At 38.7% G+C, this 25,056-nt stretch carries 24 protein-coding genes and 1 other annotated feature; of the genes, 5 read left to right on the top strand and 19 right to left on the bottom strand.

Features of this window, described 5'->3' with window-relative positions:
* Nucleotides 1-270 precede the first annotated feature (270 nt).
* The 18 genes from glmU to IGK27_RS00175 form a co-directional block, all read right to left on the bottom strand.
* On the bottom strand, nt 271-1,656 hold the full coding sequence (gene glmU / locus IGK27_RS00260) for a bifunctional UDP-N-acetylglucosamine diphosphorylase/glucosamine-1-phosphate N-acetyltransferase GlmU (RefSeq protein WP_025189794.1): 1,386 nt from the start codon (nt 1,654-1,656) through the stop codon (nt 271-273).
* A gap of 201 nt (nt 1,657-1,857) precedes the next feature.
* Nucleotides 1,858-2,679 (bottom strand): pur operon repressor, encoded by an 822-nt coding sequence (gene purR, locus IGK27_RS00255; protein ID WP_002381336.1) that lies wholly within the window; start codon nt 2,677-2,679, stop codon nt 1,858-1,860.
* A 143-nt stretch (nt 2,680-2,822) separates the two neighbouring features.
* The gene (locus tag IGK27_RS00250) at nt 2,823-3,662 is read right to left on the bottom strand and encodes a metal ABC transporter permease (protein ID WP_002383493.1); all 840 of its coding nucleotides are present in this window, start codon (nt 3,660-3,662) and stop codon (nt 2,823-2,825) included.
* Between the two features lie 161 nt (nt 3,663-3,823).
* The gene (locus IGK27_RS00245; protein WP_002356064.1) at nt 3,824-4,516 is read right to left on the bottom strand and encodes a metal ABC transporter ATP-binding protein; all 693 of its coding nucleotides are present in this window, start codon (nt 4,514-4,516) and stop codon (nt 3,824-3,826) included.
* A 25-nt stretch (nt 4,517-4,541) separates the two neighbouring features.
* Complete coding sequence (locus IGK27_RS00240) at nt 4,542-5,495, bottom strand: metal ABC transporter substrate-binding protein (protein ID WP_010830573.1); 954 nt, start codon at nt 5,493-5,495, stop codon at nt 4,542-4,544.
* A 166-nt stretch (nt 5,496-5,661) separates the two neighbouring features.
* The gene (ispE, locus tag IGK27_RS00235) at nt 5,662-6,513 is read right to left on the bottom strand and encodes a 4-(cytidine 5'-diphospho)-2-C-methyl-D-erythritol kinase (protein ID WP_002379846.1); all 852 of its coding nucleotides are present in this window, start codon (nt 6,511-6,513) and stop codon (nt 5,662-5,664) included.
* Nucleotides 6,514-6,693: 180 nt separating this feature from the next.
* Nucleotides 6,694-6,996: a Veg family protein gene (locus tag IGK27_RS00230; RefSeq protein WP_002383497.1), complete on the bottom strand. Its 303-nt coding sequence runs from the start codon at nt 6,994-6,996 to the stop codon at nt 6,694-6,696.
* A 57-nt stretch (nt 6,997-7,053) separates the two neighbouring features.
* Entirely contained in the window at nt 7,054-7,620 is a 567-nt protein-coding gene (locus IGK27_RS00225; RefSeq protein ID WP_002356059.1) for a sigma-70 family RNA polymerase sigma factor, read from the bottom strand.
* An 85-nt stretch (nt 7,621-7,705) separates the two neighbouring features.
* On the bottom strand, nt 7,706-8,236 hold the full coding sequence (locus IGK27_RS00220) for an NYN domain-containing protein (RefSeq protein WP_002356058.1): 531 nt from the start codon (nt 8,234-8,236) through the stop codon (nt 7,706-7,708).
* Nucleotides 8,237-8,250: 14 nt separating this feature from the next.
* Complete coding sequence (gene rlmB / locus IGK27_RS00215; protein ID WP_002378685.1) at nt 8,251-9,108, bottom strand: 23S rRNA (guanosine(2251)-2'-O)-methyltransferase RlmB; 858 nt, start codon at nt 9,106-9,108, stop codon at nt 8,251-8,253.
* Nucleotides 9,098-9,496 (bottom strand): Mini-ribonuclease 3, encoded by a 399-nt coding sequence (locus tag IGK27_RS00210; protein ID WP_002356056.1) that lies wholly within the window; start codon nt 9,494-9,496, stop codon nt 9,098-9,100. Before IGK27_RS00210 ends, rlmB begins: the two co-directional genes overlap by 11 nt.
* On the bottom strand, nt 9,493-10,905 hold the full coding sequence (gene cysS, locus IGK27_RS00205) for a cysteine--tRNA ligase (protein WP_002359235.1): 1,413 nt from the start codon (nt 10,903-10,905) through the stop codon (nt 9,493-9,495). The genes IGK27_RS00210 and cysS overlap by 4 nt, the downstream gene beginning before the upstream one ends.
* On the bottom strand, nt 10,898-11,437 hold the full coding sequence (epsC, locus tag IGK27_RS00200; RefSeq protein WP_002356054.1) for a serine O-acetyltransferase EpsC: 540 nt from the start codon (nt 11,435-11,437) through the stop codon (nt 10,898-10,900). The genes cysS and epsC overlap by 8 nt, the downstream gene beginning before the upstream one ends.
* Nucleotides 11,438-11,501: 64 nt before the next feature.
* Nucleotides 11,502-11,708, bottom strand: a binding site (T-box leader).
* Nucleotides 11,707-13,164 (bottom strand): glutamate--tRNA ligase, encoded by a 1,458-nt coding sequence (gltX, locus tag IGK27_RS00195; protein WP_002389540.1) that lies wholly within the window; start codon nt 13,162-13,164, stop codon nt 11,707-11,709. It overlaps the preceding feature by 2 nt.
* A gap of 52 nt (nt 13,165-13,216) precedes the next feature.
* Nucleotides 13,217-13,690, bottom strand: a complete 474-nt coding sequence (ispF, locus tag IGK27_RS00190) for a 2-C-methyl-D-erythritol 2,4-cyclodiphosphate synthase (protein ID WP_002367570.1) — start codon at nt 13,688-13,690, stop codon at nt 13,217-13,219.
* An 18-nt stretch (nt 13,691-13,708) separates the two neighbouring features.
* Entirely contained in the window at nt 13,709-14,854 is a 1,146-nt protein-coding gene (locus IGK27_RS00185) for a PIN/TRAM domain-containing protein (RefSeq protein ID WP_002368622.1), read from the bottom strand.
* 99 nt (nt 14,855-14,953) lie between these two features.
* Nucleotides 14,954-16,324, bottom strand: a complete 1,371-nt coding sequence (gene radA, locus IGK27_RS00180; protein ID WP_002361473.1) for a DNA repair protein RadA — start codon at nt 16,322-16,324, stop codon at nt 14,954-14,956.
* Nucleotides 16,325-16,402: 78 nt separating this feature from the next.
* The gene (locus IGK27_RS00175) at nt 16,403-16,888 is read right to left on the bottom strand and encodes a dUTP diphosphatase (RefSeq protein ID WP_002361472.1); all 486 of its coding nucleotides are present in this window, start codon (nt 16,886-16,888) and stop codon (nt 16,403-16,405) included.
* A 319-nt stretch (nt 16,889-17,207) separates the two neighbouring features.
* On the opposite strand from IGK27_RS00175, the gene proB reads away from it, so the two are divergent.
* Both proB and IGK27_RS00165 read left to right on the top strand, forming a co-directional pair.
* Nucleotides 17,208-18,023: a glutamate 5-kinase gene (proB, locus tag IGK27_RS00170; protein WP_002389550.1), complete on the top strand. Its 816-nt coding sequence runs from the start codon at nt 17,208-17,210 to the stop codon at nt 18,021-18,023.
* A complete protein-coding gene (locus tag IGK27_RS00165; RefSeq protein ID WP_075320394.1) occupies nt 18,010-19,284 on the top strand; it encodes a glutamate-5-semialdehyde dehydrogenase in 1,275 nt (424 codons plus the stop codon). Before proB ends, IGK27_RS00165 begins: the two co-directional genes overlap by 14 nt.
* A gap of 70 nt (nt 19,285-19,354) precedes the next feature.
* Here IGK27_RS00165 and IGK27_RS00160 read toward each other — a convergent pair whose 3' ends face one another.
* On the bottom strand, nt 19,355-20,302 hold the full coding sequence (locus IGK27_RS00160; RefSeq protein ID WP_002385468.1) for a helix-turn-helix transcriptional regulator: 948 nt from the start codon (nt 20,300-20,302) through the stop codon (nt 19,355-19,357).
* A gap of 64 nt (nt 20,303-20,366) precedes the next feature.
* Between IGK27_RS00160 and IGK27_RS00155 the strand changes: the two genes are divergently transcribed.
* The 3 genes from IGK27_RS00155 to IGK27_RS00145 all read left to right on the top strand — a co-directional run bounded on the left by IGK27_RS00155 (nt 20,367) and on the right by IGK27_RS00145 (nt 24,510).
* Complete coding sequence (locus IGK27_RS00155) at nt 20,367-20,834, top strand: VOC family protein (protein ID WP_002367567.1); 468 nt, start codon at nt 20,367-20,369, stop codon at nt 20,832-20,834.
* Nucleotides 20,835-20,841: 7 nt separating this feature from the next.
* Nucleotides 20,842-21,351: a ClbS/DfsB family four-helix bundle protein gene (locus tag IGK27_RS00150; protein WP_002356044.1), complete on the top strand. Its 510-nt coding sequence runs from the start codon at nt 20,842-20,844 to the stop codon at nt 21,349-21,351.
* A gap of 543 nt (nt 21,352-21,894) precedes the next feature.
* Nucleotides 21,895-24,510 (top strand): YfhO family protein, encoded by a 2,616-nt coding sequence (locus IGK27_RS00145; protein ID WP_010830571.1) that lies wholly within the window; start codon nt 21,895-21,897, stop codon nt 24,508-24,510.
* Nucleotides 24,511-25,056: the final 546 nt, after the last annotated feature.

Here is a 25,056-nt window from a genome sequence, read left to right as displayed (position 1 = left end):
TTATTTTTGGACAATATAGCGGATTTGTTTGTGAAAAAAATAGTAATTTTGACTAAAACACGAACTTTATAAAAAAGAAAGTCTTTTTATATTGGAAAAGCGGAACAAAAACTATTTTTTTGAAAAAAATAACTAAAAATACCGAATAAACAGCATTGGTCTAGTCCTTGGACGTCTCTAAACAAATACTAGCAGCAATTGGTCTAGTCTTTAAGGAGGAAAAAGAACGCTCTTTTGCTTAAGCAAAAGAGCGTTCTTTTTTATTTGAGTTTAATCCTTCATATAAGGTAACTTTTTAGCATAGCCTTCTTTATTCACTTGACGTGCCCGGGCAATCGCCAAATCTTCTGAAGGGACATCTTCTGTGATGGTTGAACCAGCAGCAGTCACCGCATGATCACCAATCGTGACTGGTGCAACAATGTTCGTTGCAGAGCCAATAAACGCGTGATCACCCACGATTGTTTGGTGTTTATTTTTGCCATCATAATTAACAAAAACAACGCCGCAACCGACATTAATATCTTTGCCTAATGTTGCATCACCAACGTATGTTAAATGGCCCACTTTTGTTCCTTCATCGATTGTTGCATTTTTTACTTCCACGAAGTTACCAATGTGTACGTTTGCCCCCACATCTGCTTTAGGACGTAAATGTGCATACGGACCCACATCGGCCCCCTCGCGAACCACACTTTCTTCAATCACAGACTGTTTAACAACCACTTGATTGCCGATATGACTATCAACGATTTCTGAATGTGCGCCAATCAAGCAATCTTCGCCAATCACTGTTTTTCCTTTGATAGTGACTCCCGCTTCAATGACTGTGTCTGAACCAATTACCACGCCTTCATCAATATACGTTGTGTCTGGATCAATAAATGTAACACCATTTCGCATATGCATTTCATTTAAACGACGATGCATAATTTTATTAGCAGTGGATAAAGCAACACGATCATTTACACCCATTGCTTCGTCAAAGTCTGCCATTTGGTAAGCAGCGACAGCTTTGCCTTCTTTTTTCAAAATTTCAATGATATCTGTTAAATAGTATTCCCCTTGTGTATTGTTTGTATCTGTTTTCGCTAACGCTTCAAACAATGATTCATTATCAAAACAGAAGGTTCCTGTATTAATTTCTTGAACACGTGCTTCTTCTTCACTGGCATCTTTTTGTTCCACGATTCGTTCAACAATGCCCACATGATCACGAATAATTCGACCATAGCCTGTTGGGTCTTCTGCATGCGCTGTTAAAATAGTCGCACTTGCATTCTTACCTTGATGGTAATCGAATAAATTTTTCAAGGTTTCCGCAGTTAATAACGGCGTATCCCCTGTAATAACTAATGTTGTTCCTTGTTTACCACCTAATAACTCTTGTGCTTGCATGACTGCATGCCCAGTTCCCAATTGTTCAGCTTGTAAGGCATATTGACTACGTTCGCCTAAATGGCTTTTAATCATTTCCGCCCCATGTCCAACGATTGTCACGATTTCTGTTGGTTCTGTTTGTTCTACTTGATCTAAAATATGTTCGACCATTGGTTTACCAGCAACTGGATGCAATACTTTATAAAGTTTAGATTTCATGCGTGTTCCTTTACCAGCTGCTAAAATAATTGCGTATCTATTTTCCACGTTTGCCACCTCAAATTAACTAAATTGTTTGATTTTCTTCTAAATCGTCCTCATTATACCTTTTCTAGTTTATCTTACTCTTTTGTCTTTTTCAACAAAATAAGGCATTTAAAAGGTAGACCAATTTATTTTCTCATCTTTTTTTAAAGGAATAAAACAGAAAAAAAGAACCTGAAAATGGAATGGACCACTTTCAGGTTCTTTTTCAAATTATTTCTCTGTGAAATAGTTTCCTGGGACTACGCTAATCGTTTTTGTTTGTGTATCCACATCTTCCACGTACAATAGCGAAGTATAGTCATCGATTGCACGACGGCCATTGAATTTTGACTCAGCAAAAACGGTAATGCCCACAAGTTCTGCTTCAAATTCTTCAATCATACTCTTCATACCATTGACGGTGCCGCCGCCTTTCATGAAGTCATCCACGACTAAAACTTTTGATCCGCGTTTTAAACTGCGTTTTGAAAGTTCCATTTTTTCGATACGTTCTGAAGACCCTGATACATAGTTCACGCTCACCGTTGAACCTTCAGTAATCTTAGAATCGCGACGAACAATCACAAACGGAACATTTAAGTAATAAGACACAGCTTGCGCAATTGGCACTCCTTTAGTCGCAACGGTCATTACCGCATCAATTTGTTTGCCTAAATATTTAGAAGCAATAATCCGGCCCACTTGTCTTAATAAATTCGGTTCCCCAAGTAAATCTGAAAGATAAACATAGCCCCCAGGTAATAAGCGATCTTGTTCTGACAAACGATCACATAAATCCATAATCAACTGCTCCGCTTCCTCATAAGGAATTTCAGGGATAAAGCGGACACCGCCTGCAGCGCCTGGAATCGTTTCTAAAATACCTGTTCCACGTTCTTTAAATGTTTTTTTAACAATTGCTAAATCTTCACTAATGGAAGACTTGGCAGATTGGTATCGGTCAGCAAAATATGTCAAAGAAACCAATGTATGGGGATGATCTAAAAGATATTGGGTCATATCGATTAATCGTTCACTTCTCCGAATTTTCAAATTCGTCACTCCTTTTCATTCTATCGTTCCTTATTATAAGGGGTTTAACCGAAAAATTCGAGGATTTTTTTCAAATAACTGAAAATAGTTCGCCATTTCTTTTAAAAAAAAGAAATAAAGGAGAAAAACTTTCGTTTTTCTCCTTAGTTTCTTTGCATTTTTTGTTTTCGTTGGACCATGACAACCACTCGGCGATAAATATTGACTAATAAGAATAAACCAATAAAAATTAGGGTAATACTTGCACTCGGTGGTGTTTCCAAATAATACGAGCTAGTCAACCCTGTTAGCATGCCAATCAAGCCCATAAACACACTGATAATAATCACCGTGTTAAAGCCTTTACCAATTCGCATACCTATTGCAGCTGGTAAGACCATAATTGCTGAAATTAACAAGGCTCCCGCGATCGGAATCATCACAGCAATCGCCACACCAGTAATTACATTAAAAAGCATCGACATCCAATGAATAGGTAGCCCATCAACATGAGCAGTATCTTCATCAAATGTTAAAACATACATTGGACGTTTAAATAACATAAACAATAGAACTAAAACTACGAATAAAATTGCCAACATAACCACTTGATCCCACGTAATCGTGACGATGGAACCAAATAAATACGATTGAATACTAGCAGCTGAATTGCCTCCTGTTAAATTCATCAAAACTAACGCCAAAGCCAAACCGCCTGACATTAAAATAGCAATCGAAATTTCTGAATAGGTGCTATAAATCATTCGTAAATATTCTAGAATGATTGCAGCCACAATCACGACAATTAAGGTCATTAAATTAGGATTCCAATTAAAAAAGAAGCCTAGAGCCACACCGGCTAATGACACATGTGAAAGGGTATCTGCCATTAAAGATTGTCGGCGAATAACTAGAAAGACGCCGAGCATTGGAGCAATCACTGAGATAAACAGTGCTGCTAAAAAGGCCTTTTGCATAAATGCATAAGAAAGCATTTCTGCCATACGATTCACTCCTTACCGCTAAAATGAACACTACCATTGTAGCGACGTTTAAGCGAATTATTTTTTTAATTCCTGCTTATTTTTTAAATTTTTCCCACATTTCTTTAAGCCGTTCCTAGGCTTTCGTTATTATCGAGCCAGATAACGTTTTATTGGAAAATTTACGTATACGATTCTTCACTCATATGGAAACAACGCCATTTCGAATCTTCTTTGCGGACAAGACGAATTTGACGATCCACATAGGTTTTGATATCTTCATGATCATGCGTAATCATCAAAATAGCTTTTCCATGTTCATGCGCACTGTGTTGCAACAATTGATAAAATTCGTTTCGCGATTGTTCATCCATACCTGTTGTTGGCTCATCTAAAATAAATAAATCTGGATCGGTCGCAAACACTCGTGCTAAACTAATTCGTTGCTTTTGCCCTCCAGAAAGCTCGCCAATTCGTTTGTGGCGCATTTCCCACATGTCCACTGATTTCAAAGCTTTTTCCACATGAAGATGATCTTTTTTCGTCAACGGTTTGAACCAACGATTTCTGGGAAAGCGACCTGAACGCACTAATTCAATGACGGTGCTAGGAAAGCCCGCATTGAAAGAAGCGACTTGTTGTGGAATGTAGCCAATGCTGATTTTTTCACCAGCACTATTTTTTTTAGCGACCGTAATTTTGCCACTTGTTGGTTTTAATAACCCTAAGGTACTTTTGATCAGCGTTGACTTGGCAGCGCCATTTTCTCCTGTTAAAATAACGAATTCCCCTGGATCAACATAATAAGAAACATCTTCTAAAACAGGTTCATCATCATAATAGAAGGTTAAATTTTCGACTTCAATATAATGCATAAGTTGGCTCCTTTCTGTTGCCAGATTAATGAATGCTTTTTTGTAAAGCAGCGAGGTTTTCTTTCATGACAGACACGTAGTTCTCGCCTGCTTCTTGTTCTTTTTGAGTTAAACTCTCTAAAGGATTCAATACGGCTAATTCGACGCCTGTCTCGTCTGCCAATGTTTTGGCTACTTTTGTAGAAGCCGATGCTTCAAAATAGATCACAGAAACATTGTTTGTTTTAATATATTTTTTTAATTCGGCTAAACGACTTGGCGAAGGTTCTTGGTCTGGAGAAATCCCCGCAATCGGTTCTTGGGTCAAACCATATTGTTTTGCCAAATAGCCAAATGCAGCATGTTGCGTCACAAAGGTCCGATTTTTAGCGCCTGCAAATGCAGCTTGGTATTCCTTATCTAGCGCAGTCAATTTTTCCAAATAAGCAGCGGTATTTTTTTCAAATACGGCTTTTTTCTCAGGATATTTTTTGATAAGCGCATCCCGAATCGCTGTTACTTCTTTTTGCGCTAACACGGGATCTAACCAGACATGCGGATCCAGTTCGTGGGAATGGTTATGGCCTTCATGACCTTCTTCGCCAGATTCTTCCTCTTCTGTTCCTTGCATCAATTGAATGGATTGACTGGCTTCCACGATTGAAACTTTTTTCGTGTCCAAGTTTTCAATAACATTCGGAACCCAAGTTTCTAGCTCTTTACTATTATAAACAAAGACATCCGCATCAGTAATTTTCGCTAAGTCTTTTGCGCTTGGTTCATAATCGTGTGGTTCCGTTCCAGCTGGAATCAACAGCTCAACCTCTCCCTCATCACCAACGACTTGTTTTGTGAAGTCGTACATCGGATAAAAAGTAGTCATTACCGTGAGCTCTTTCTTCTCTTTTGGCGATTGTGTGGTTTGCCCACAGCTAGCTAAAAGAAAAGCACTGATTGCTAAAGTAACGCCGATTATCAAACGGCGGTAGATTTTCGTCATGTTCTGTCCTCTTTTCGATTTACCTATTATAAACCGTAATATTTACGATTTGCCAGGAATAATGTACCAAATGGATCACGGGACGTCAAGGAATAAATTTAAAAAAACAACAGAGCGTGGGACAAAAATCACTTTGGGTTTTTGCTCCACGCTCTGTTGTTTTTATTTATTTCAATGTCCGAACCAAATAAACTTCTTCGCAAAAGCCTTTAAGTCCATTATAAATCCGTTGTGCTCGTGTTTTCTTTTCACATAAAGCAAAGACTGTCGGTCCACTGCCGCTCATCAACGCTGCATCAGCGCCGTACTTCAGCATGCGATCCTTGATTTGTTGCACGATCGGATGTCTGGCAATCGTGACACTTTCCAACGCATTGCCGACCGTTTGGGTCATCCCAGTATAATCACCATTTTCGATGGCTATTCTTAGTCCAGCAATATCTGGATGGTGCAATTCATCTACCGCTAAATCATTAAAAACGGTACTAGTGGATACACTAATTCTTGGTTTTACTAACACAATCCAACATTGAGGCATGGTCGGTAATGTTTCAATTTTCTCCCCACGTCCGTTTGCAAAGGCTGTTCCGCCCCTTAAACAATAAGGAACATCCATACCAATTTGGCTGCCAATTTCACAGAGTTCGTCCATCGTCAACCCCAGATTCCACAGTTTGTTCAAGCCTCGTAATGCTGCGGCACAGTCACTGCTACCCCCTGCTAAACCAGCTGCCACGGGGATACGTTTTTCAATATATATTTTAATTCCTTTATGAATATTATAGGTACGCTTTAATAAGTCAACTGCTTGATAGACATGATTCCGTCGATCCACGGGTAAAAAAGAGCTGTCCGTTTCAATACGAATGATGTCTTCTTCTAGATTTTCAAAAGTTAAATGATCGGCTAAATCTACACTTGCAAAAATAGATTCAACTTCATGATAGCCATCCACACGTTTATGCAGAACATCTAACCCAAGATTAATTTTCGCAGGAGCTCGTTCGATTATTTCCATCGGTTCCCTGATTCACCTTCCTTAATCTTTTGTCTACCAACATTTTAATCTTTTAGATTCTATCATATGTCCATGAAGAAGTACACCGAAGATTGCTCTTTCTCTGACAACAGATGGGTGAAATTAAAAAGAGCTTAGGAACGAAGGGCTCTTCCTTCACTCCTAAGCGGACTTTCTAAATTATACGGCTTGACCGATGAATTCGATTTCAACGGTGCGTGTTAAAACATCTGAATAGCTATAAGATACACGTTCAAATGAGTTCTCGTCTGGATCCAAGTCAACAACAAAAACAGATGGATAAGTCTCCGTTAAGATTCCTTTACGTTCTGTTTGGCGCTTTCTTCCAGTCTGAGCAACTAACATAATTTCACTGCCGATACGGCCTTCCAAATCTTTCTTAATTGACGATAACGTTGTTGGCATTGCATTCACCTCGAGAAACATTATATCACTTTTTTTAAAAAATTTCAAGTTTATCATACTAGAAGTCTGTTTGCAACTACTTTTGCTCGACAAACCGGCTGTTTTGTCGAATTTTTATTCATTTTCTAATGTATATTTCATTTTTGCTTTGGCACGATCATAGGCACTTCGGACAGCTGAAAAAGTTCCCCCACGTACTTTAGCGATTTCTTCTAACGTGTAGCCTTTTAAGTATGCGTTTAAAATTTGTTGTTCCAACGAGGAAAGACGTGTCGGAAAAGCTGCCAATTTTTCTTGAATCATTAATTGACCTAATGGGTCGGTAGCCGCTGTCCCTAAATAGTCCACTAACTCTTCACCAGCGCTTTCTAATCGTTGTTCCAGAGAAATAGACAAGGTATCTGTTCGCCGCTTATAGGCGCATTGATGGCGAATTAAGCTATGTACGTGATTTTCAAAATTTCGTTTAAAAAACTTTCCTAATGATGCTTGTTTTTCTGAATCAAATCGTTCTAACGTCCGAAAGAAGACAATTCGTCCTTCTTGAAGCCAGTCCTCAGTATCATAATCTTTTAAATAGTATTTTTTCATGCACTTATAAATCACTGGCTGATATTGCCCATATAAGGCTTGAAATTGTTCTTGGTCTCCTGCTAATGCTTGTTGAATCTGTTCTAACATAAAAAGCCCTCCTTTTCGATAAACGTATCGAATGATTTAGGAGAGCATAGCATGTTAGAAATTTATGACTTAAGCGAACATTTGTTTAATCTTTTTTTTGAGACAATTCTTCTAGCTTCTCAGAAAGTTTTGATAACTGCTCCACGTTCCATGGAGAATTTCGACGAAATTGCTGGAAATGGATATCCGTTGCATGAATGGCAATCGTCTTTTCTGTTTTCTGGACAGCTTTGTAAAGTTCATTGGCCGAAGTCCGCAATGCACCTTGTGAAAAGACCACCCATTGTTCAGCCAAATCACTCGTTGCGACTGTTACTTGCGTTAAACGATCATTTTTTTCACCAGCTAGACGTTCAATATAACTATCTGCTGTTTCATCTTCTTTGGTGAAAACCACGGTCAAAAGGTACTTTTTGTACGTTTGCTGAATACCTGGGACTAATTGGGCATCAAAGACCACAATGATTTCCAACCCTTCATATTTGGCATAATTGGACAGACGACTAAGAAGCAGTTCACGCGCATCCTCTAAACGCTCTTGCTTTTTCAACTGGACCAATTCTGGCCAAGCACCAATCATATTATAGCCATCAACGATTAACAATTGTTTTTTCATACAATCGCCTTCTTCTATAATGGGTTGCGGCCACGATAGACTTCATACATTAGCAAGCCTGCAGCCACACCAGCGTTTAAGCTTTGAACGTGTCCAGTCATTGGAATCGTTAATAATTCATCCACTTCTTTATGAAGACCTTGACTCATGCCACGACCTTCATTTCCGATGATTAAGGCAATTGCGCCTTGTGTATTCCAGCGACGATAATCCGTCCCAGACATATCTGTACCAAAAATCCAAAATTGATTCTCTTTTAGCGTTGCAATACTTTGCGCTAGATTCGTTACACGAGCCACTGGAATATGTTCCACGGCCCCTGTTGACGCTTTGGTTACGGTTGGTGTAATTCCCACTGCACGATGTTTCGGAATGATAATACCGTCCACGCCTGTCGCATCAGCTGTTCGCAAAATTGAGCCAAAGTTATGTGGGTCCTCTAGACTGTCTAAAATTAGGAAAAATGGTGTTGCTGTCTTTTCTTTTGTTTGTTCCAATAATTCTTCTAAAGTTAAATATTGATACGCCGTGATTGCTAAAACCATGCCTTGATGCACGCCGTGATCACTCATCGTATCTAACTTTGCTTTAGGCACCCATTTAACTGGAACAGCCTGTTCTTTCGCTGCTTGTTTTAATTGCTCAATTTTCTCGCCACGAGCATCTTCTTGTAAAAACAATTTATTCCCGCGTCCTTGCTGCAACGCCTCAACAGTGGCATGGAAACCAAAGACAAAGTTATCTGCTAGCTCTTCTGAGGTTCCATCAGCACCTGCTGTCGCTGGTCGTGGGTTCCGTTCTTTTGAACGCTTATCTGAACGTTCTGGACGTTTCTTACCTTTTTTAAAAGGACGAGATTTTTCATTTTTCATTGGTTTCACCTACTTTCTTGATACACCAGTTAATTAATTCTTCTAAACGTTCTTTTTGTTGTGTTAAATGTAAATAACCCATCAAGGATTCGAAACCGGTCGCTACCCGATAGGTCGTCACATCAGCATTTTTGGCAAAGGTGTGACTTTTAGCATTCCGACCGCGTTTGTACATCACTTCTTCTTCCTCCGTTAGCATTTCTCCCGCTAACATCGCTTGCATTAAGCTTGCTTGGGCTTTTGCTGACACGTAATGTGTCGCCATGCGATGCAAAACATTCGGTTTCGTTTGTCCCAAGGAAACTAAATAATCACGAATGTAAATTTCATAAATCGCATCGCCAACATAGGCCAAAGCTAAACCGTTTAATTGTTTGTAATCTCTCATTCACTTCTTCTCCATCTCGTTCCTTGCGGAGTATCTTCTAAAACAATGCCTTGTTCTTTTAATAAATCGCGGATTTCATCACTTCGGGCAAAATCACGGTCTTTCCGTGCTTGGTTCCGTTCTTCAATTAACGCATCGACTTGTGCGTCCACTAATTCTTCGTTTTTAAAGAATAAACCAAAAATAGCTAACCAGCCACTGAAAAGCTTATCCATTGCCACTAGAACTGGTTCCGAAACTGTCGCTTGTTCACTGTACTGATTCATCATCTTCGCTAATTCATAAACGACCGTAATCCCGTTAGCTGCATTGAAATCATCGTCCATTTCCGTAATAAAACGTTGTTCTAATTCGTTTAATTGAGCCAAATAGTGTTCATCCTCTGGCAAACTTGCGACCGCATCTGCTTGTCTAAAACGTAAATTTTCAAACGCATTTTTCAATTTTTGATAATTGGCTGCTGCCTCTTTTAGAGTGCTTTCGCTATAACGAATCGGGCGACGGTACTGGGTGGTGGACATAAAGAAACGTAAAATTTGCGGATCCACTTTTTGAATCATTTCATGAACAGTAATGAAGTTACCTAGGGATTTGCTCATTTTTTCATCGTCTTCACCAATTGTGACATAGCCGTTATGCATCCAGTAATTGGCAAAGGTATGGCCTGTTTTGGCTTCGCTCTGTGCAATTTCATTCTCATGATGTGGAAATTCTAAATCTTGTCCACCGCCATGAATATCAATCGTCTCTCCCAAGTGTTTTGTCGCCATGACAGAGCATTCAATATGCCAGCCGGGACGTCCTTTACCCCAAGGAGAATCCCAAGAAATTTCATCTTCTTTGGCACTTTTCCAAAGAGCAAAATCCAATGGGTCTTCTTTTAATTGTTGTTCAACGCCAGTTCGTTGACTTGCCCCCACTTCTAATTCATCAATCGATTGATGGCTTAATTTACCATAATTAGGGAATTTACGGGTGCGATAATACACATCACCTGCGACCTCATAAGCAAAACCTTTTTCAATTAAAACTTCGATGAAAGCTAAGATATCAGGCATGTGGTCCATCACCCGAGGATGTAACGTTGCTGGTTGGACATTCAATGCTTGCGTGTCTTCTTCAAAGGCTTTGATAAAACGCTCCGCCACTTCCGGCGCAGTAATTTTCAATTCTTTAGCTGCCTTGATAATTTTATCATCGACATCTGTAAAGTTCGAGACATAATTCACTTCATACCCACGATATTCAAAATAACGACGAATCGTATCAAAGGCGATCGCACTGCGCGCATTACCGATATGGATATAGTTATACACGGTTGGTCCGCAGACATACATCCGAACTTTATGCGCCTCAATTGGCGTAAATACTTCTTTTTCTCTGGTCAATGTATTATAAATTTTAATCATGCCCTTTTTCCACCTTTCTTCCATTTAGACGAACGACTTTCGCAGGAACACCCACAGCTGTGGCATCTGCTGGGATGTCTGAAATAACAACAGCACCCGCACCAATTTTTGAACGTTCACCAATCACAACTGGCCCTAAAATTTGAGCTCGTGCCGAAATCATCGCTCCTTTTTTCACTGTTGGATGGCGTTTACCCGTATCACGACCGGTCCCACCTAACGTCACTCCGTGAAACAAAACAACATCTTCTTCTATTTCCGCGGTTTCCCCAATCACAATGCCCATGCCGTGATCGATAAAAACTCCCGCTCCAATTGTGGCTCCGGGATGAATTTCTACGCCCGTTATGAAACGCCAAAATTGTGCATGAATCTTCGCCAACAAAAACAACTGATGCCTATATAAGAAATGAGACAAGCGATGCCAAAACAGGGCGTGCAAGCCAGGATACGTTAAAAGAACTTCTAGTGTGGTCCGCGCTGCAGGATCGTTTCTTTTAACAGCTGCGACGCTACGTTTCAACCAACTCATAGGGTGAACTCCTTTCTACTATACAAAAATAAAAAACGTCTTTTAAGCAACAAAAAAACGTTGCTTAAAAGACGCCCATGCGTGGTTCCACTTTTCTTCACAAGAACTAGCTCTTGCCTCGATACAGTTAACGCCTGCCGACGTCTTCGGTTACTTTTTTCACCAAAGCCACTCATAGATGCATTTCGACAAAAGATGCTCGCTGTTCTCACCACCCACAGCGTCTCTGAAATCCATCTGATTGTCTACTTCTTCTATTCTTTGTGTTTTTATAACACTTTATTTAAATGATCTAATGCTTTTTCTTTGCCTAATAACTCGATGGTTTCACCTAATTCAGGGCCATGCATTTGTCCAGAAACAGCAATTCGAATTGGCATAAACAAGTTTTTGCCTTTAACGCCGGTTTCTTTTTGGACGGCTTTAATCGCTGCTTTAATACTTGGCACATCGAAAACGTCCAAGGCTTCTAATTGTTCTTTAAACGCATGTAACACAGTTGGCACTGTTTCTCCTTGCAAGAATTCTTTCGCAGCATCATCTAAAACTGGATGTTCATTAAAGAACAAGTTTGATAGTTCCACAATTTCAGCTGCATAACTCATTTGTGGTTGATACAAGCTAACTAATTGTTTTAACCATTCGATTTTTTCAGGAGATGGATTTTCTTCAACACGACCGTCAGCGACTAAATAAGGAAGACACATATCTGTTAGTTCACTTAAGTCCATTTGTTTCATGTATTGATTGTTAATCCATTCTAATTTTTTCGCATCAAAGGCCGCTGGTGACTTGCTTAAGCGTTGTTCATCAAACAATTTAATCAAGTCTTCTTGTGAGAAGATTTCTTCTTCGCCAACAGGAGACCATCCTAGTAAAGCAATAAAGTTGAACATGGCTTCTGGTAAGTAACCTAATTCACGGTATTGTTCAATAAATTGTAAAATTGTTTCATCACGTTTGCTCAATTTTTTGCCAGTTTCTGAATTAATGATTAAGGTCATATGGCCAAAGACAGGTGGTGTCCATTCAAACGCTTCGTAAATCATTAATTGTTTTGGTGTGTTCGCAATGTGATCATCGCCACGTAAAACATGAGAAATTTTCATTAAGTGATCATCTACTGCAACGGCAAAGTTATACGTTGGCATCCCATCGCGTTTTTGGATGACAAAATCGCCACCAATGTTATCTGACTCAAAAGTAATTTCACCTTTCACGATGTCATCAAATTTGTATTCTGTATTACGTGGCACACGGAAACGAATCACTGGTTCTAGACCAGCCGCTTCTTTGGCTGCTTGTTCAGAAGGTGTTAAATTCGCACAAGTGCCTGCGTAGTGAGGCATTTCCCCACGAGCTTGTTGTGCTTCACGTTCTGCTTCTAATTCTTCTGGCGTACAATAACACTTATACGCACGATTGCTACTTAATAATTGATCAATCAATGGTTGGTAAATTTCTTTACGTTCTGATTGACGATATGGACCATATTCTCCCGGATGAGCAGGTGATTCATCCCATTCCATCCCTAACCATGCTAAGTTTTCCAACTGACTTTTCTCGCCGTCTTCGATGTTCCGTTTTTGATCGGTATCCTCGATACGAATGATAAATTCTCCGTCATTGTGGCGGGCAAATAAGTAGTTAAATAATGCTGTTCTTGCATTCCCAATGTGCAAGTGTCCAGTTGGACTTGGTGCGTAACGCACACGAACTTTCGTCATGTTCATTCCTCTTTCCATTTTTTAAAAACAGACGGTTTAACGTCGTTTTCAGTTATTTTTCCAATAAAGCAACGGCAATTGCGCCGATTCCTTCTTTTTTACCAACAAAGCCCATCGTTTCCATGGTCGTTGCCTTAATGTTCACTTGTGTGACCGCTAAGTGGCAACTCGCGGCTAGATTCTTTTTCATCTCTGCCAAGTATGGGCTCATCTTTGGCTCTTCCGCTAAAATTGTACAATCAATATTGCCAATAGTAAAGCCCGACCGCCCAACTTTTTCATTTACTTTTTTTAATAAGTTTACAGAATTCGCATTTTTGAACTGTGGATCGGTTTCGGGAAACAGTTGTCCAATATCACCCAGACCAGCGGCACCAAGGATTGCATCAATAATTGCATGTGTTAAAACATCGGCATCTGAGTGACCTAACAGACCTTTTTCATAAGGAAGAGTAACCCCACCAATAATTAAAGGTCGTTGCGGAACTAATTGATGAACATCAAAACCTTGACCGATTCGAATCATACTAAGTCCTCACTTTGCTTAATTTTTATCGTTTTTAGGATGGTTATCCTTGCGATCATTAATCCCGCGACCCGCGTGCGCCGGTTTGGCAAAAATCATACGCCCAGCTGCGGTTTGTAAAGCACTTGTGACGACCACTTCGATTTGCTCATTCATGTAATGCTGGCCATCTTCTACCACAACCATTGTGCCATCATCTAAGTAAGCGACCCCTTGTTGACGCTCTGTTCCGGCTTTTACAACCATCACATTCATCGTTTCACCTGGAATCACCACTGGTTTCACAGCATTAGCTAAGGCATTAATGTTTAAAACAGGCACATTTTGAAATTCAGAGACTTTGTTTAAGTTGTAGTCATTGGTCACAACCACGCCATCTAATAATTTTGCTAATTTGATTAATTTACTGTCTACTTCAGAGATATCCTCGAAATCTCCGTCATACATCTCAACGGAGATACCTTCTTCTTTTTGTAAAGCATTTAAAATATCTAAGCCACGACGACCTCTCACCCGTTTTAAACTGTCTCCAGAATCAGCAATGTATTGTAATTCATATAAAACAAAGTTAGGGATGAGCAAAACACCTTCTAAAAAGCCCGTTTTAGCGATATCGTAGATTCTGCCATCAATGATGACACTGGTGTCTAAAATTTTGTATTTATGGAAGTTGTCTTCCACTTTACGTTCCAACATTTGTCCTTCGGTGTCTTCCGTATTTGCTTTCTTTTGGCGAGGTGTAAAAACTTTTTTCCACTCCTCAATCCGTGTTGTTCCCATTCGGAAACCTAAGTAACCCAGAATAATCATAACTAGAATTGGCAGTAAACTATTCACGACAGGAATTTGTAAGTTGTACATTGGAATGGAGATAATGACGCCAATTGTTAAACCAATGATGGCACCAATACTTCCAAATAATAAATAGGTTAAACTCATTTCATTTAAAGCTGCTTCGATTTTTTTGACAGCGGAAACAATATACTTTGCTAACCCTAAAGATAAAATAAAGAAAATAATTGCACCGATTAATCCGTTCGTAAAGTTATTGTTTAACCAACTGTTATTGCCTTGCTTAGCCATTTCCCAAGCCATTGGGAAAAGAGAAATTCCTAAACTTGCACCAGCAATGATCATCAGCAACGTGATGATTCGTTTTTGCATATAGCCATCCTCCTCGTTTATTTAATAAAGACGTCTAGTGTTGTGGGGCGTACAAAAATCATACGCACCAAAAACCTAAACGGATTATTTCTACTTTCATTATTTAAAAACTTTTCTTAACGTTTCACCAATTGTTGAAACGCCAATAATTTCAATACCTTCAGGCGCTTCCCAGCCACCAAGGTTATTTTTAGGGACATAGACTTTTGTAAAGCCTAGTTTTTGCGCTTCACGCACTCGTTGTTCAATACTATTCACGCGGCGGATTTCACCAGTTAAACCAATCTCACCAATGAAACATTCCGAAGATGAGGTTCCTTTTTCTTTATAGCTAGAAGCAATACTGATTGCTAACGCTAAATCAATAGCTGGTTCATTAATTTTGACTCCACCAGCCGCTTTTAGATACGCATCCTGGTTTTGTAATAAAAGGCCTGCCCGTTTTTCTAAAACCGCCATGATTAAAGAAACGCGATTAAAGTCCAACCCGGTGGTCGTTCGCTTGGCATTGCCAAACATCGTTGGGGTAACTAACGCTTGGATTTCCACCAAAATAGGGCGTGAACCTTCCATTGCTACCACAATTGAAGATCCGGTGGCTCCTTCTAAACGTTCTTCTAAAAAGACCTGAGAAGGATTCATAACTTCAACCAATCCATGTGTCTGCATTTCAAAAATACCAATCTCATTCGTTGAGCCAAACCGATTTTTGACAGCCCGTAAAATTCTAAAGGTGTGATGCTTATCTCCTTCAAAATAAAGAACCGTATCTACCATATGTTCCAACATCCGTGGCCCTGCGATAGACCCTTCCTTCGTTACGTGTCCGACAATAAAAATGGCAATCCCATTCGTTTTTGCCAGTTTCAATAATTCGGCAGTTGTTTCTCGGACTTGACTGACACTACCAGCAACGCTGGTAACATCTGGCTGCGTCATTGTTTGAATCGAGTCAATAATGACATAGTCTGGTTCTAATTTTTCAATGGCTCGTGATATTTCGTGCATATCTGTTTCTGCGTATAAGTAAAATGTCTCGTTGACGGTGCCTAGACGCTCCGCTCGTAATTTAATTTGCTCAGCACTTTCTTCACCAGAAACATATAAAACCGTGCCACCTGTGGCTGCTAATTGTTGCGATACTTGTAAGAGCAATGTTGACTTACCTATTCCGGGATCGCCACCGATTAAAACTAACGAACCTGGAACAACGCCACCACCTAAAACCCGATTCAGCTCCACTAATTCAGTTTTTACACGAGGCTCTTTTTTAGGTATGACTTCAGATAGCCGTTGTGGTTGTGTCTTTTTACCAGTCAAACTTACTCTAGCACGACGATCAGAAGTATCTTGAATAACCTCTTCCACCATCGAATTCCATTGTCCGCAATTAGGACAGCGGCCGAGATATTTTGGAGACACATACCCACAGCTTTGACATTCAAATTGAACTTTTGCTTTTTTTGCCATGTAGAATCTCCTTATCTGTTGTTTATTTTAACATTTATTAAATGGTTTGAATAACGTTGCCTACTGAAAAAATGGGCTTTATTTTTGTCCAGACGAACCAAAACCGCCCGTTCTTTCTGCCTCGACTTGGTCATCATCCGCTAATAAAAACGGCTTAAAAATCCCTTGGCCAATTCGTTCACCTTTCTCAATGACAACATCTTCATATCCAAAGTTTAAAAATTGGAACATGATATGTCCTTCGTTATTCTCGTTATTATAATAATCACTGTCAATGACTCCGACACCATTCGCTAAAAGTAGGAATCGTTTTAGCGGGTTCGAAGAACGACTTACCAATTCTAAATATTCAGAATCAGGCATATACGCCTTAATTCCTGTTTTAACTAAAATTGGTTTGGGATTTTCTCCAGCTTGTTGTAACTTCCAAAGACTTGGTACAACGACCGTTTCGGCTGCTTGAAAATCATACCCCGCGGCACCTTTTGTTGCTCGTTGTGGGACACTCAAGCCCTCTTCTTGATACTTAGAAATAATCTCAAAACCACGTTGTTTCATATTCATTCTCCCCTACTGTCTAAACTACTCCTATTTTACCATAATCTCTGATACTCTGGTTGTTTTTAGTAAGTTTCTCATTTCTAAAAGCCCAGTTAATCTAGACTACGCAAAAAAGAGGAGAATTTTTGTTTATTTTCCTTCTTTTAGTCTATCATCTTCTCTTAAAATAAACAGACCAAATCCCAAAAAGTCCCAAGATTCCCTCAAAAAGTTCACACTTTCATTAAACTTTCTTTACTATTCATTATTTAGCACTTTCTAGTAGCCGCTGATTTTGTTATAATGAGTGTCAAATTTTACTGTAAAAAGAAACGAGGCACTTATGAGAAACAAACTCCAACAGGCCAAACGAATTGTGATCAAAGTCGGAACCAGTTCTCTGATTTATCCCAATGGCAATATTAACTTAAAAGCAATTGATCAATTAGCCTTTACTTTGAGTGATTTAAGCAACCAAGGCAAAGAAATTATTTTAGTTTCTTCTGGCGCAATTGGTGTCGGACTGAATAAATTAAATCTATCTGTACGCCCAACGACAATTCCCGAACAACAGGCAGTCGCTGCAGTCGGCCAAGCAGAATTAATGAACATTTATAATCAGCGGTTTTCAACCTATAGCCAACAAATGGCACAAGTTTTATTAACTCGTGATGTTATTGAATATCCTGAAAGTCGCAATAATGTTACCAATACTTTTGAACAACTGTTAAAAATGAATATTATTCCTATCGTCAATGAAAATGATACTGTCGCAATTGAAGAATTGGATCACTTAACCAAGTTCGGGGATAACGATCAATTGTCAGCCATTGTCTGCCAAATTGTTCAAGCTGACTTGTTAGTTATGTTATCAGATATTGATGGTTTCTTTTCAGATAACCCTACTGTCAACAAAGAAGCCACGTTATTTTCTGAAATCAATGAAATTAATGAAGACTTGTTCCAATTAGCCGGTGGTAAGGGGAGCCGCTTTGGCACTGGTGGGATGTCTAGTAAATTAAAAGCTGCTGAACGTGTGTTAGCTAATCAACAGGCGATGATTTTAGCAAACGGAAAGCAGCCAAAAATCATCTTTGAAATTTTAGAAGGAAAAGATATCGGTACGTTATTTATTAAAGGAGGGCATGAAAGTGACTGATTTAAAGCAACTAGGGCAACAAGCTAAAGAAGCCTCTTATACGCTAGGCTTGATGGATACTCGTCAAAAAAATACTTTGTTAAACAAAATGGCCGCAGCCATTGAAGCCAATGCACCCCGCATTTTACAAGCAAATGCATTAGATTTAGAGCAAGCCGCTACCCACGGAATTTCTGAAACAATGCAAGACCGCTTACGTTTAACAGAAGAACGGATCACAGCGATGGCCGAGGGCATACGCCAAGTCGCTACTTTACCCGATCCAATTGGGGAAGTAGATAAAATGTGGCGCAATGAAGCGGGGCTGTTAATTGGGCAACAACGCGTGCCTTTAGGTGTTATTGGAATCATTTATGAATCGCGGCCAAACGTGACAACAGATGCCGCTAGCCTTTGTTTCAAATCAGGAAATGCTGTTATTCTTCGAGGCGGAAAAGAAGCGTTTCACTCCAATCAGATATTGGTGACAATTTTACAAGAAGCGCTAATACAACAAGCCGTTTCTCCCCATCTCATTCAATTTGTTGATGATACTTCTAGAGAAACAGCCCAACAACTTATGCGCTTAAATGACTACTTGGATGTCCTCATTCCGCGTGGCGGCGCCAACTTAATCAAAACTGTTTTGACAACAGCCACTGTTCCTGTTATTGAAACGGGCACAGGCAATTGTCATATTTACGTGGACAAAGACGCCCAGTTAACAATGGCAACTGAAATTATTGTCAATGCTAAATGTCAACGTCCTTCTGTCTGTAACGCCGCCGAAACGTTATTAATTCATCAAGAGGTGGCTGAAGCCTTTTTACCAACAATTGAAAAAGCCTTGAAGGAGTTTCACGTGGAACTTCGGGCAGATGAACGTGCGTTAGCAATTTTTGAAGAAGCCATTCCAGCGACTGAACAAGATTGGGAAACGGAATTTCTCGACTTTATCTTAGCAGTGAAAGTCGTTGATTCTTTAGACGAAGCCATCCAGCATATTAATCGCTACAATACAAAACATTCTGAAAGTATTATTAGTGATAATTACTTTGCCACACAACAATTTTTACAACAAGTGGATGCAGCCGCTGTTTATGCGAATGCTTCAACTCGTTTCACGGACGGTTTTGAATTTGGATTTGGCGCCGAAATCGGCATTAGTACGCAAAAATTACATGCCCGTGGACCTATGGGCTTAGCAGAGCTTACTTCGACAAAATATGTTATTTATGGAAATGGGCAAGCACGTTCTCAGAAAGAAAAACCCTTGATTTAAAAATCAAGGGTTTTTCTTTCTCTTCTCCAATGTGCATTTTTACACATGAGATTGTTCACAGTTCCACAATCTATTCTTGATATTTTTTTTGAATCCTCATTATACTTTCTACATATGCTTGTTTCACTTGGACTGGCTCTAAAATTGTCACTTCTTCACCAAAGCCCATAAAATAGTTGGCTAAAAATTGTGTTTCTGTTGGATGAATCTGTCCAACCAAAAAACACTGCGTGGGCGTTTCTTCCAACTGAATATTGTCAAAGCGATGTTTATAAAAAAATTCTTTGCCTTTTTCTGTAATGATTGCTTTAAATGGAATCGTACGTGCTGTCGTTTGTTGATGGCGATACGATTCTTTCAGTTCTTCAGTCGTAAAATCCAGTGTTTGGTTTAACTGCTGAATAGCCTCCATAAAATCACAGCGGTAAGTACGCCAAGCCTTTTTAGTCACATCATAGCCTGAACAATACCAATACCCTTCTAAAATAGTTAACCGGGTTGGTAAGATTTTTTTCGTTGTTGCTTCATATCTGGTATAGTTAAACTGAATTACTTGTTGCGCCAAAATACAATGAAACAGCTGCTCTAAATTGCCTGGTGCTTCTACTTGTTCAATTCCTTCGTAATAGACGACCTTACTCATTTGACTGATTTTAAATTGGGTTGGTTCATCTAAAGAATGCAATAATTTTTGCTGAATTTGCTGATAGGAATGACCAAACGGTGACTCTGCGACTAATTTCAGTAATTGTAACGAAAAAAAGATCGCTAACACTTCATTTTCGTTAAAATAAATCGGCGGCAACAACGGTTTGTTTAAAACTCGATAGCCACCATAACGACCATTCTCCACATATAGCGGCACGCCTAAATTTTCCAAAGCTTCAATATCCCGCAAAGCTGTGCTTTTAGAAATCCCAAAAGTTTTCATTAACTGATTTAAATTAAACTGAGGATGGGTTCTCAAGAAAAAAAGTTCCTGATTTAAACGTTCTGATTTTTTCATTTTCCCCTCCATCGGTGTCACTTTTTGACACCTTTTATTGTTATGCTTATCTTATCAATCTTAGGAGGTTCAAACAATGAAAAACACACAATTTGCCCTTTTTATGGTCTTAAACGGACGAGCAACGGAAGCCTTGACGTTTTACCAAGAAGCCTTTGCTGGTGATATTCTTTTTAAAATTACTAATCAAGAATTTAAAGAGCGTTTAAATCCTTCTTTGACAATTCCCGCTGGCGAAGAACACTGGCTTTCTCACTCGATTTTACAAATGGACACTTTTCAATTACAACTAGCTGATAATCCTTTGTTTGCAGGAATGAATACCACGCCCACAGAACAATTGACCCTCAGCTTAACCGTCGAGAGCCGTCACTCTGCCAAAACAATTTTTGAAAAACTCACGCGCCATCCCGAATCCTGTATTATCCAAGAACCAATTGAAAATGAATTTGCAACATTTTATGCGATTGTGAAAGATCCTTTTGGTTTAGTCACTCAAATTACTCATGAAAAACAAGCAGATCCTACCAAGAAAGGACGTTAGCCGAAGAATGCGAACCTATGAATCAAAAGAAGCCTTGATTGAGGCCATTCAAATAGCTTCACAAAAATATTTAGCTGAATTTGCAGAAATTCCTGAAACACTTAAAGATCACCGAATTGAAACAGTAGCTAAAACACCTTCAGAGAACTTAGCCTATCAATTAGGCTGGCTCAACTTGCTGCTTTCTTGGGAAGAACAAGAACAACGTGGCCTGACCGTTCAAACGCCAGCTGAAGGTTATAAATGGAATCAACTGGGTGCTCTCTATCAATCATTTTATCAAACCTATGGACAAATGAGTTTAGAAAGTCAGCTGATTGCGTTGCAAGACACCTTAGAAAAATTACTTCATTGGATTGACTCGCTTTCCGAAGACGAATTATTTTTACCTCAACAACGGGCTTGGGCGACTACCAAAGCACAATGGCCTCTTTGGAAATGGATTCACATTAATAGCGTTGCCCCTTTTACTAGTTTCCGAACGCAAATTCGCAAATGGAAAAAAGCGTGTCTTTAAAAAGTTATCCACATTTTTTCAAAAAAAGCTTGACAAGCATTTTTAAATTCTCCACAGAAAACTTTGTGGATGAAATTTCTTATTTTTTCCAAAAAACTTTTCCACAATGCTTATTTGTTCGACATTAAATCTTTGTAAATTCTAGAAAAAAGAAGATGAAAACGTTGTTTTAATAACGTTTTCATCTTCTTTCAACTTTAGGGATTCCTTTATTTTTAGCAAGCAGGCCTTCTGAACTTGCGTCTATTTTTTTTAGCAACTCGAAAACTTATCCTTGTGGATAAACCGAGATAAAAAGCTTTTTTGTGGTTTCCAACAGAGTTATGCACAAAGTTATCCACAGGGCGTTTTCAGCAATTTTTCGGAGAATATTCGTTGTTTAATCTGGTGATTTAGCATTTGAATGTCAATCCCTTACTCCTAATTCTTCTTCACTCCACCCTTAGGATCCTAATAAAATTTTAAAGTTTTTCTTCTATTGGTACATCAAATAAAGAGTATGATAAACTATAGGTACTTTCGAAAAATCAGGTGAGGTTATTTATGAAAAATAAAAGTAGGCAGTTTTTAAAAAACAACTGGCCTTATATGTTAGCCAGTTTCTTCATTCCATTTTTAATTATGGCAATTATCTATTTGAGTATTGGGATTTATCCAGGAAGTAGTCGCAGTGTTTTAGCCAGCGATGCCTTTTCTCAATTTTCAAATTTTCACGCAAGCTTTAACAATGTTCTTCATGGAAAACAAAGTCTTTTCTATACGTGGAATGCTTCTTTGGGACTAAACTACTTGTCCTTAATTTCCTATTATCTTGGTGGCTTATTTACGCCGCTCGTCTTTTTCTTTAACAATCAAAACATGCCTGATGCGCTCTATTTCCTAACGTTGTTGAAAATTGGGAGTGCTGGCTTGAGTTTTTGGTTCTTGGCAAAACAAACCTTTAAGATTCCTAAATGGTCCCATGTGACTTTAAGTGTGTCTTATGCGCTAATGTCCTTCATTGTGGCCCATTCAGAATTAATTATGTGGCTGGATGCCTTTATTTATCTGCCACTCGTAATTTTAGGAATTCATCGTTTAATGGACCAACGAAAACCGACATTATTGTTTGTCAGTTATTTCTTGCTTTTCATTACAAATTATTATTTTGGCTTTATGATTGGGTTGTTTTCCTTCCTGTACTATTTTGCACGAACGTTTACAGACTGGCAACGATATAAATCTCGAATCGTTGCGTATTTTACTACTTCTCTTTTAGCTGGTGGAGCATCCATGATTATGGTCTTACCTGCTGTCTTAGATTTACGAACCAATGGTGAAACTCTTTCTGAAATTACAACCTTTAAAACAGAAGCGACTGCCTTTTTAGATATTATTATGAAAAATATGATTGGCGTTTACGATACAACCAAATATGGGTCCATTCCTTTTATTTACATTGGGTTGTTGCCTTTGATTTTTTGTCTCTTCTATTTCGTTACGAAAGAAGTTCCATTGAAAAACAAACTACTTTTTGGCAGTTTGTTTGTCCTATTGATTGCTAGCTTTTACATCACGCCCTTAAATTTATTCTGGCACGGCATGCATGCGCCGAACATGTTTCTTTTTCGCTATAGTTTCCTCTTTTCATTCCTAGTTATTTTGCTTGCTGGTTATGGTTGGGAGAAATTTGAAAAGGATGATCTCGGCGTCTTAAGCGGCTTGATTTTGATTCTTTTAGCAATTTTTGCTCTTGCAATGGGCACAAAAGGTGCTACTAGTTATACGTTTGTGACTTTAACCTCTTTCGTATTAACGGCAACTTTTTTACTATTATACTTTTTCGGGATTGCTTTTTATCAATTGAAAAAAGCGCCTATGCAATACTTAGTGATTTTGTTGTTGCTGCTCGTTTCTGGTGAAGCAATCATTAATACACGAGCGATGGTCACTGGTATTTTAGATGATTGGAACTACGCATCACGCAGCTTGTATTCTGAGCCTTATCCTGACTTAAAAAATCTAGTCGATCAAACAAAAAAAGAAAATGATACCTTTTACCGCTTGGAAAATTTAAATGGTGTTTCGGCCAATGACGGCATTAACTATGGCTACAGTGGCATTAGCATGTTTTCTTCCGTACGGAACCGACATTCTTCAACGTACCTAAACGCCTTAGGTTTCCGCTCGCGAGGCACGAATTTAAATATTCGTTACCAAAATAATACCTTGTTAATGGATGCTTTGATGGGCATTAAATACAATATTGCTGAAAACAATCCAATGAAATTCGGCTTTGAGCGACAAGCAGCTGCTGGTAAATATCAGCTTTATCGTAACGAAAATGCTTTGCCATTAGGATTTTTAGCAGACAAAGAGATTTACAATGTCCGGCAACCTCTCAATGATAATTTAGGTAGTCAAACAAATTTACTAAATGCTTTAGCCAATACCAATGAACGGTATTTTACCTTTTATCAACCAACGATGACGCTTCAAAATAACGTGACAATTACGCAAAATACAGCTGGCGTAACTTTTACGGAGAAACAACATAACGTAGCCAAAGAGATTTCTTATACAGTCAATGTGCCCGCCAATACGCAAGCTTATTTGAGTTTATTCCCAACGGATTTTGCTCAATTGGAAAGTTCCACTGCGACGGTCACCGTGAACGGCTCGAGTCAGCAATCACAAATTGGCATTACTGGCCAATATTATAATTTAGGCTACTATCCAAAAGATACAACTGTTAACTTCAAAGTAAGTTTTTATGGAACCAAAGCAGTAAGTTTTGTTCAGCCGCAAGTAGTTGGCTTAAATACCAATGCATTTGAAAAAGCCATTTCCGCCGTGCAAGAAAAAGGCGTTGATTTAACCACTGGCAAACGCTCTGCTTCAGGTACCTTTACCGCCGACAAAGATCAAGTACTCGTCACTACAATTCCTTATGACAAAGGTTGGCGTGTCAAAATTGATGGCAAAAAAGTTACCCCAAAAGCCTTTAAAGATGCCTTTCTAAGCGTTCCTGTCAGCGCTGGAACCCATACTATTCAGTTCTCTTATTTACCAGAAGGATTGATTCCTGGCATCGTGTTATTCGTTCTATGTACTGGTGGTTTCGTTGCCTACGTAACCTTGATTCCTGCTAGACGAAACCGTAAAAAAGAAGACAAATAAAAAATCTTTCACAAAAAACTAAGGGTTATTATTAAAATGACTCTTTATCAATAAGGTCTGATGAGTTGTGAAAAACAAAATCTGAGACAGAATGGGATTCATTCTGTCTCAGATTTTTTTGTTATAAATGATTTAGGCAGTTAAAATAGATATTCGTTTATTCTATGAAATATCTATGCTTCCTCAACCTTTTAATTTCAAATTGCTAATTTTATCCAACAAGACAAACATTAATTTGATTTTTTTATGTAATTCCTATGATTTCCATTTAAACTACTAATGACACTATATTAAATAAAAGCAACCATAATTTGCCAAAAAACAACAATTTAGTTGCTTTTACATCTTTGGTATTACTGTAAAATAGCAATAAAAAGATTATCACTTCAATAGAAGAAGTACTAATTGATAACGGTAATCTATCAATTGTTACTATTTCAGATATAAAAAGAACAAGAAGATTAACTACGCTTACTGACAATAGCAGACTTATAAATATATCTTGATTATAATTTTTTTTAAACCCAAAAATAAGTAAAACAATTT

This window comes from Enterococcus sp. DIV0236, assembly GCF_050558525.1.
GTDB lineage: Bacteria > Bacillota > Bacilli > Lactobacillales > Enterococcaceae > Enterococcus > Enterococcus faecalis.
Note: the sequence above shows the minus strand (reverse complement) of the source record. Positions and strands in the feature narration are given on the sequence as shown.

Excerpts from the sequence above, each read along its gene's own strand:
- IGK27_RS00250 (WP_002383493.1), bottom strand. The coding sequence starts at position 3,662 with ATGGCAGAAATGCTTTCTTATGCATTTATGCAAAAGGCCTTTTTAGCA.
- IGK27_RS00245 (WP_002356064.1), bottom strand. The coding sequence starts at position 4,516 with ATGCATTATATTGAAGTCGAAAATTTAACCTTCTATTATGATGATGAA.
- IGK27_RS00240 (WP_010830573.1), bottom strand. The coding sequence starts at position 5,495 with ATGACGAAAATCTACCGCCGTTTGATAATCGGCGTTACTTTAGCAATC.
- ispE (WP_002379846.1), bottom strand. The coding sequence starts at position 6,513 with ATGGAAATAATCGAACGAGCTCCTGCGAAAATTAATCTTGGGTTAGAT.
- IGK27_RS00230 (WP_002383497.1), bottom strand. The coding sequence starts at position 6,996 with ATGATAAACTTGAAATTTTTTAAAAAAAGTGATATAATGTTTCTCGAG.
- IGK27_RS00225 (WP_002356059.1), bottom strand. The coding sequence starts at position 7,620 with ATGTTAGAACAGATTCAACAAGCATTAGCAGGAGACCAAGAACAATTT.
- IGK27_RS00220 (WP_002356058.1), bottom strand. The coding sequence starts at position 8,236 with ATGAAAAAACAATTGTTAATCGTTGATGGCTATAATATGATTGGTGCT.
- rlmB (WP_002378685.1), bottom strand. The coding sequence starts at position 9,108 with ATGAAAAATGAAAAATCTCGTCCTTTTAAAAAAGGTAAGAAACGTCCA.
- IGK27_RS00210 (WP_002356056.1), bottom strand. The coding sequence starts at position 9,496 with ATGAGAGATTACAAACAATTAAACGGTTTAGCTTTGGCCTATGTTGGC.
- cysS (WP_002359235.1), bottom strand. The coding sequence starts at position 10,905 with ATGATTAAAATTTATAATACATTGACCAGAGAAAAAGAAGTATTTACG.
- epsC (WP_002356054.1), bottom strand. The coding sequence starts at position 11,437 with ATGAGTTGGTTGAAACGTAGCGTCGCAGCTGTTAAAAGAAACGATCCT.
- gltX (WP_002389540.1), bottom strand. The coding sequence starts at position 13,164 with ATGACGAAAGTTCGTGTGCGTTACGCACCAAGTCCAACTGGACACTTG.
- ispF (WP_002367570.1), bottom strand. The coding sequence starts at position 13,690 with ATGATTCGAATCGGTCAAGGTTTTGATGTTCATCAATTAGTTCCGCAA.
- IGK27_RS00185 (WP_002368622.1), bottom strand. The coding sequence starts at position 14,854 with ATGCAAAAACGAATCATCACGTTGCTGATGATCATTGCTGGTGCAAGT.
- radA (WP_002361473.1), bottom strand. The coding sequence starts at position 16,324 with ATGGCAAAAAAAGCAAAAGTTCAATTTGAATGTCAAAGCTGTGGGTAT.
- IGK27_RS00175 (WP_002361472.1), bottom strand. The coding sequence starts at position 16,888 with ATGAATATGAAACAACGTGGTTTTGAGATTATTTCTAAGTATCAAGAA.
- proB (WP_002389550.1), top strand. The coding sequence starts at position 17,208 with ATGAGAAACAAACTCCAACAGGCCAAACGAATTGTGATCAAAGTCGGA.
- IGK27_RS00165 (WP_075320394.1), top strand. The coding sequence starts at position 18,010 with ATGAAAGTGACTGATTTAAAGCAACTAGGGCAACAAGCTAAAGAAGCC.
- IGK27_RS00160 (WP_002385468.1), bottom strand. The coding sequence starts at position 20,302 with ATGGAGGGGAAAATGAAAAAATCAGAACGTTTAAATCAGGAACTTTTT.
- IGK27_RS00155 (WP_002367567.1), top strand. The coding sequence starts at position 20,367 with ATGAAAAACACACAATTTGCCCTTTTTATGGTCTTAAACGGACGAGCA.
- IGK27_RS00150 (WP_002356044.1), top strand. The coding sequence starts at position 20,842 with ATGCGAACCTATGAATCAAAAGAAGCCTTGATTGAGGCCATTCAAATA.
- IGK27_RS00145 (WP_010830571.1), top strand. The coding sequence starts at position 21,895 with ATGAAAAATAAAAGTAGGCAGTTTTTAAAAAACAACTGGCCTTATATG.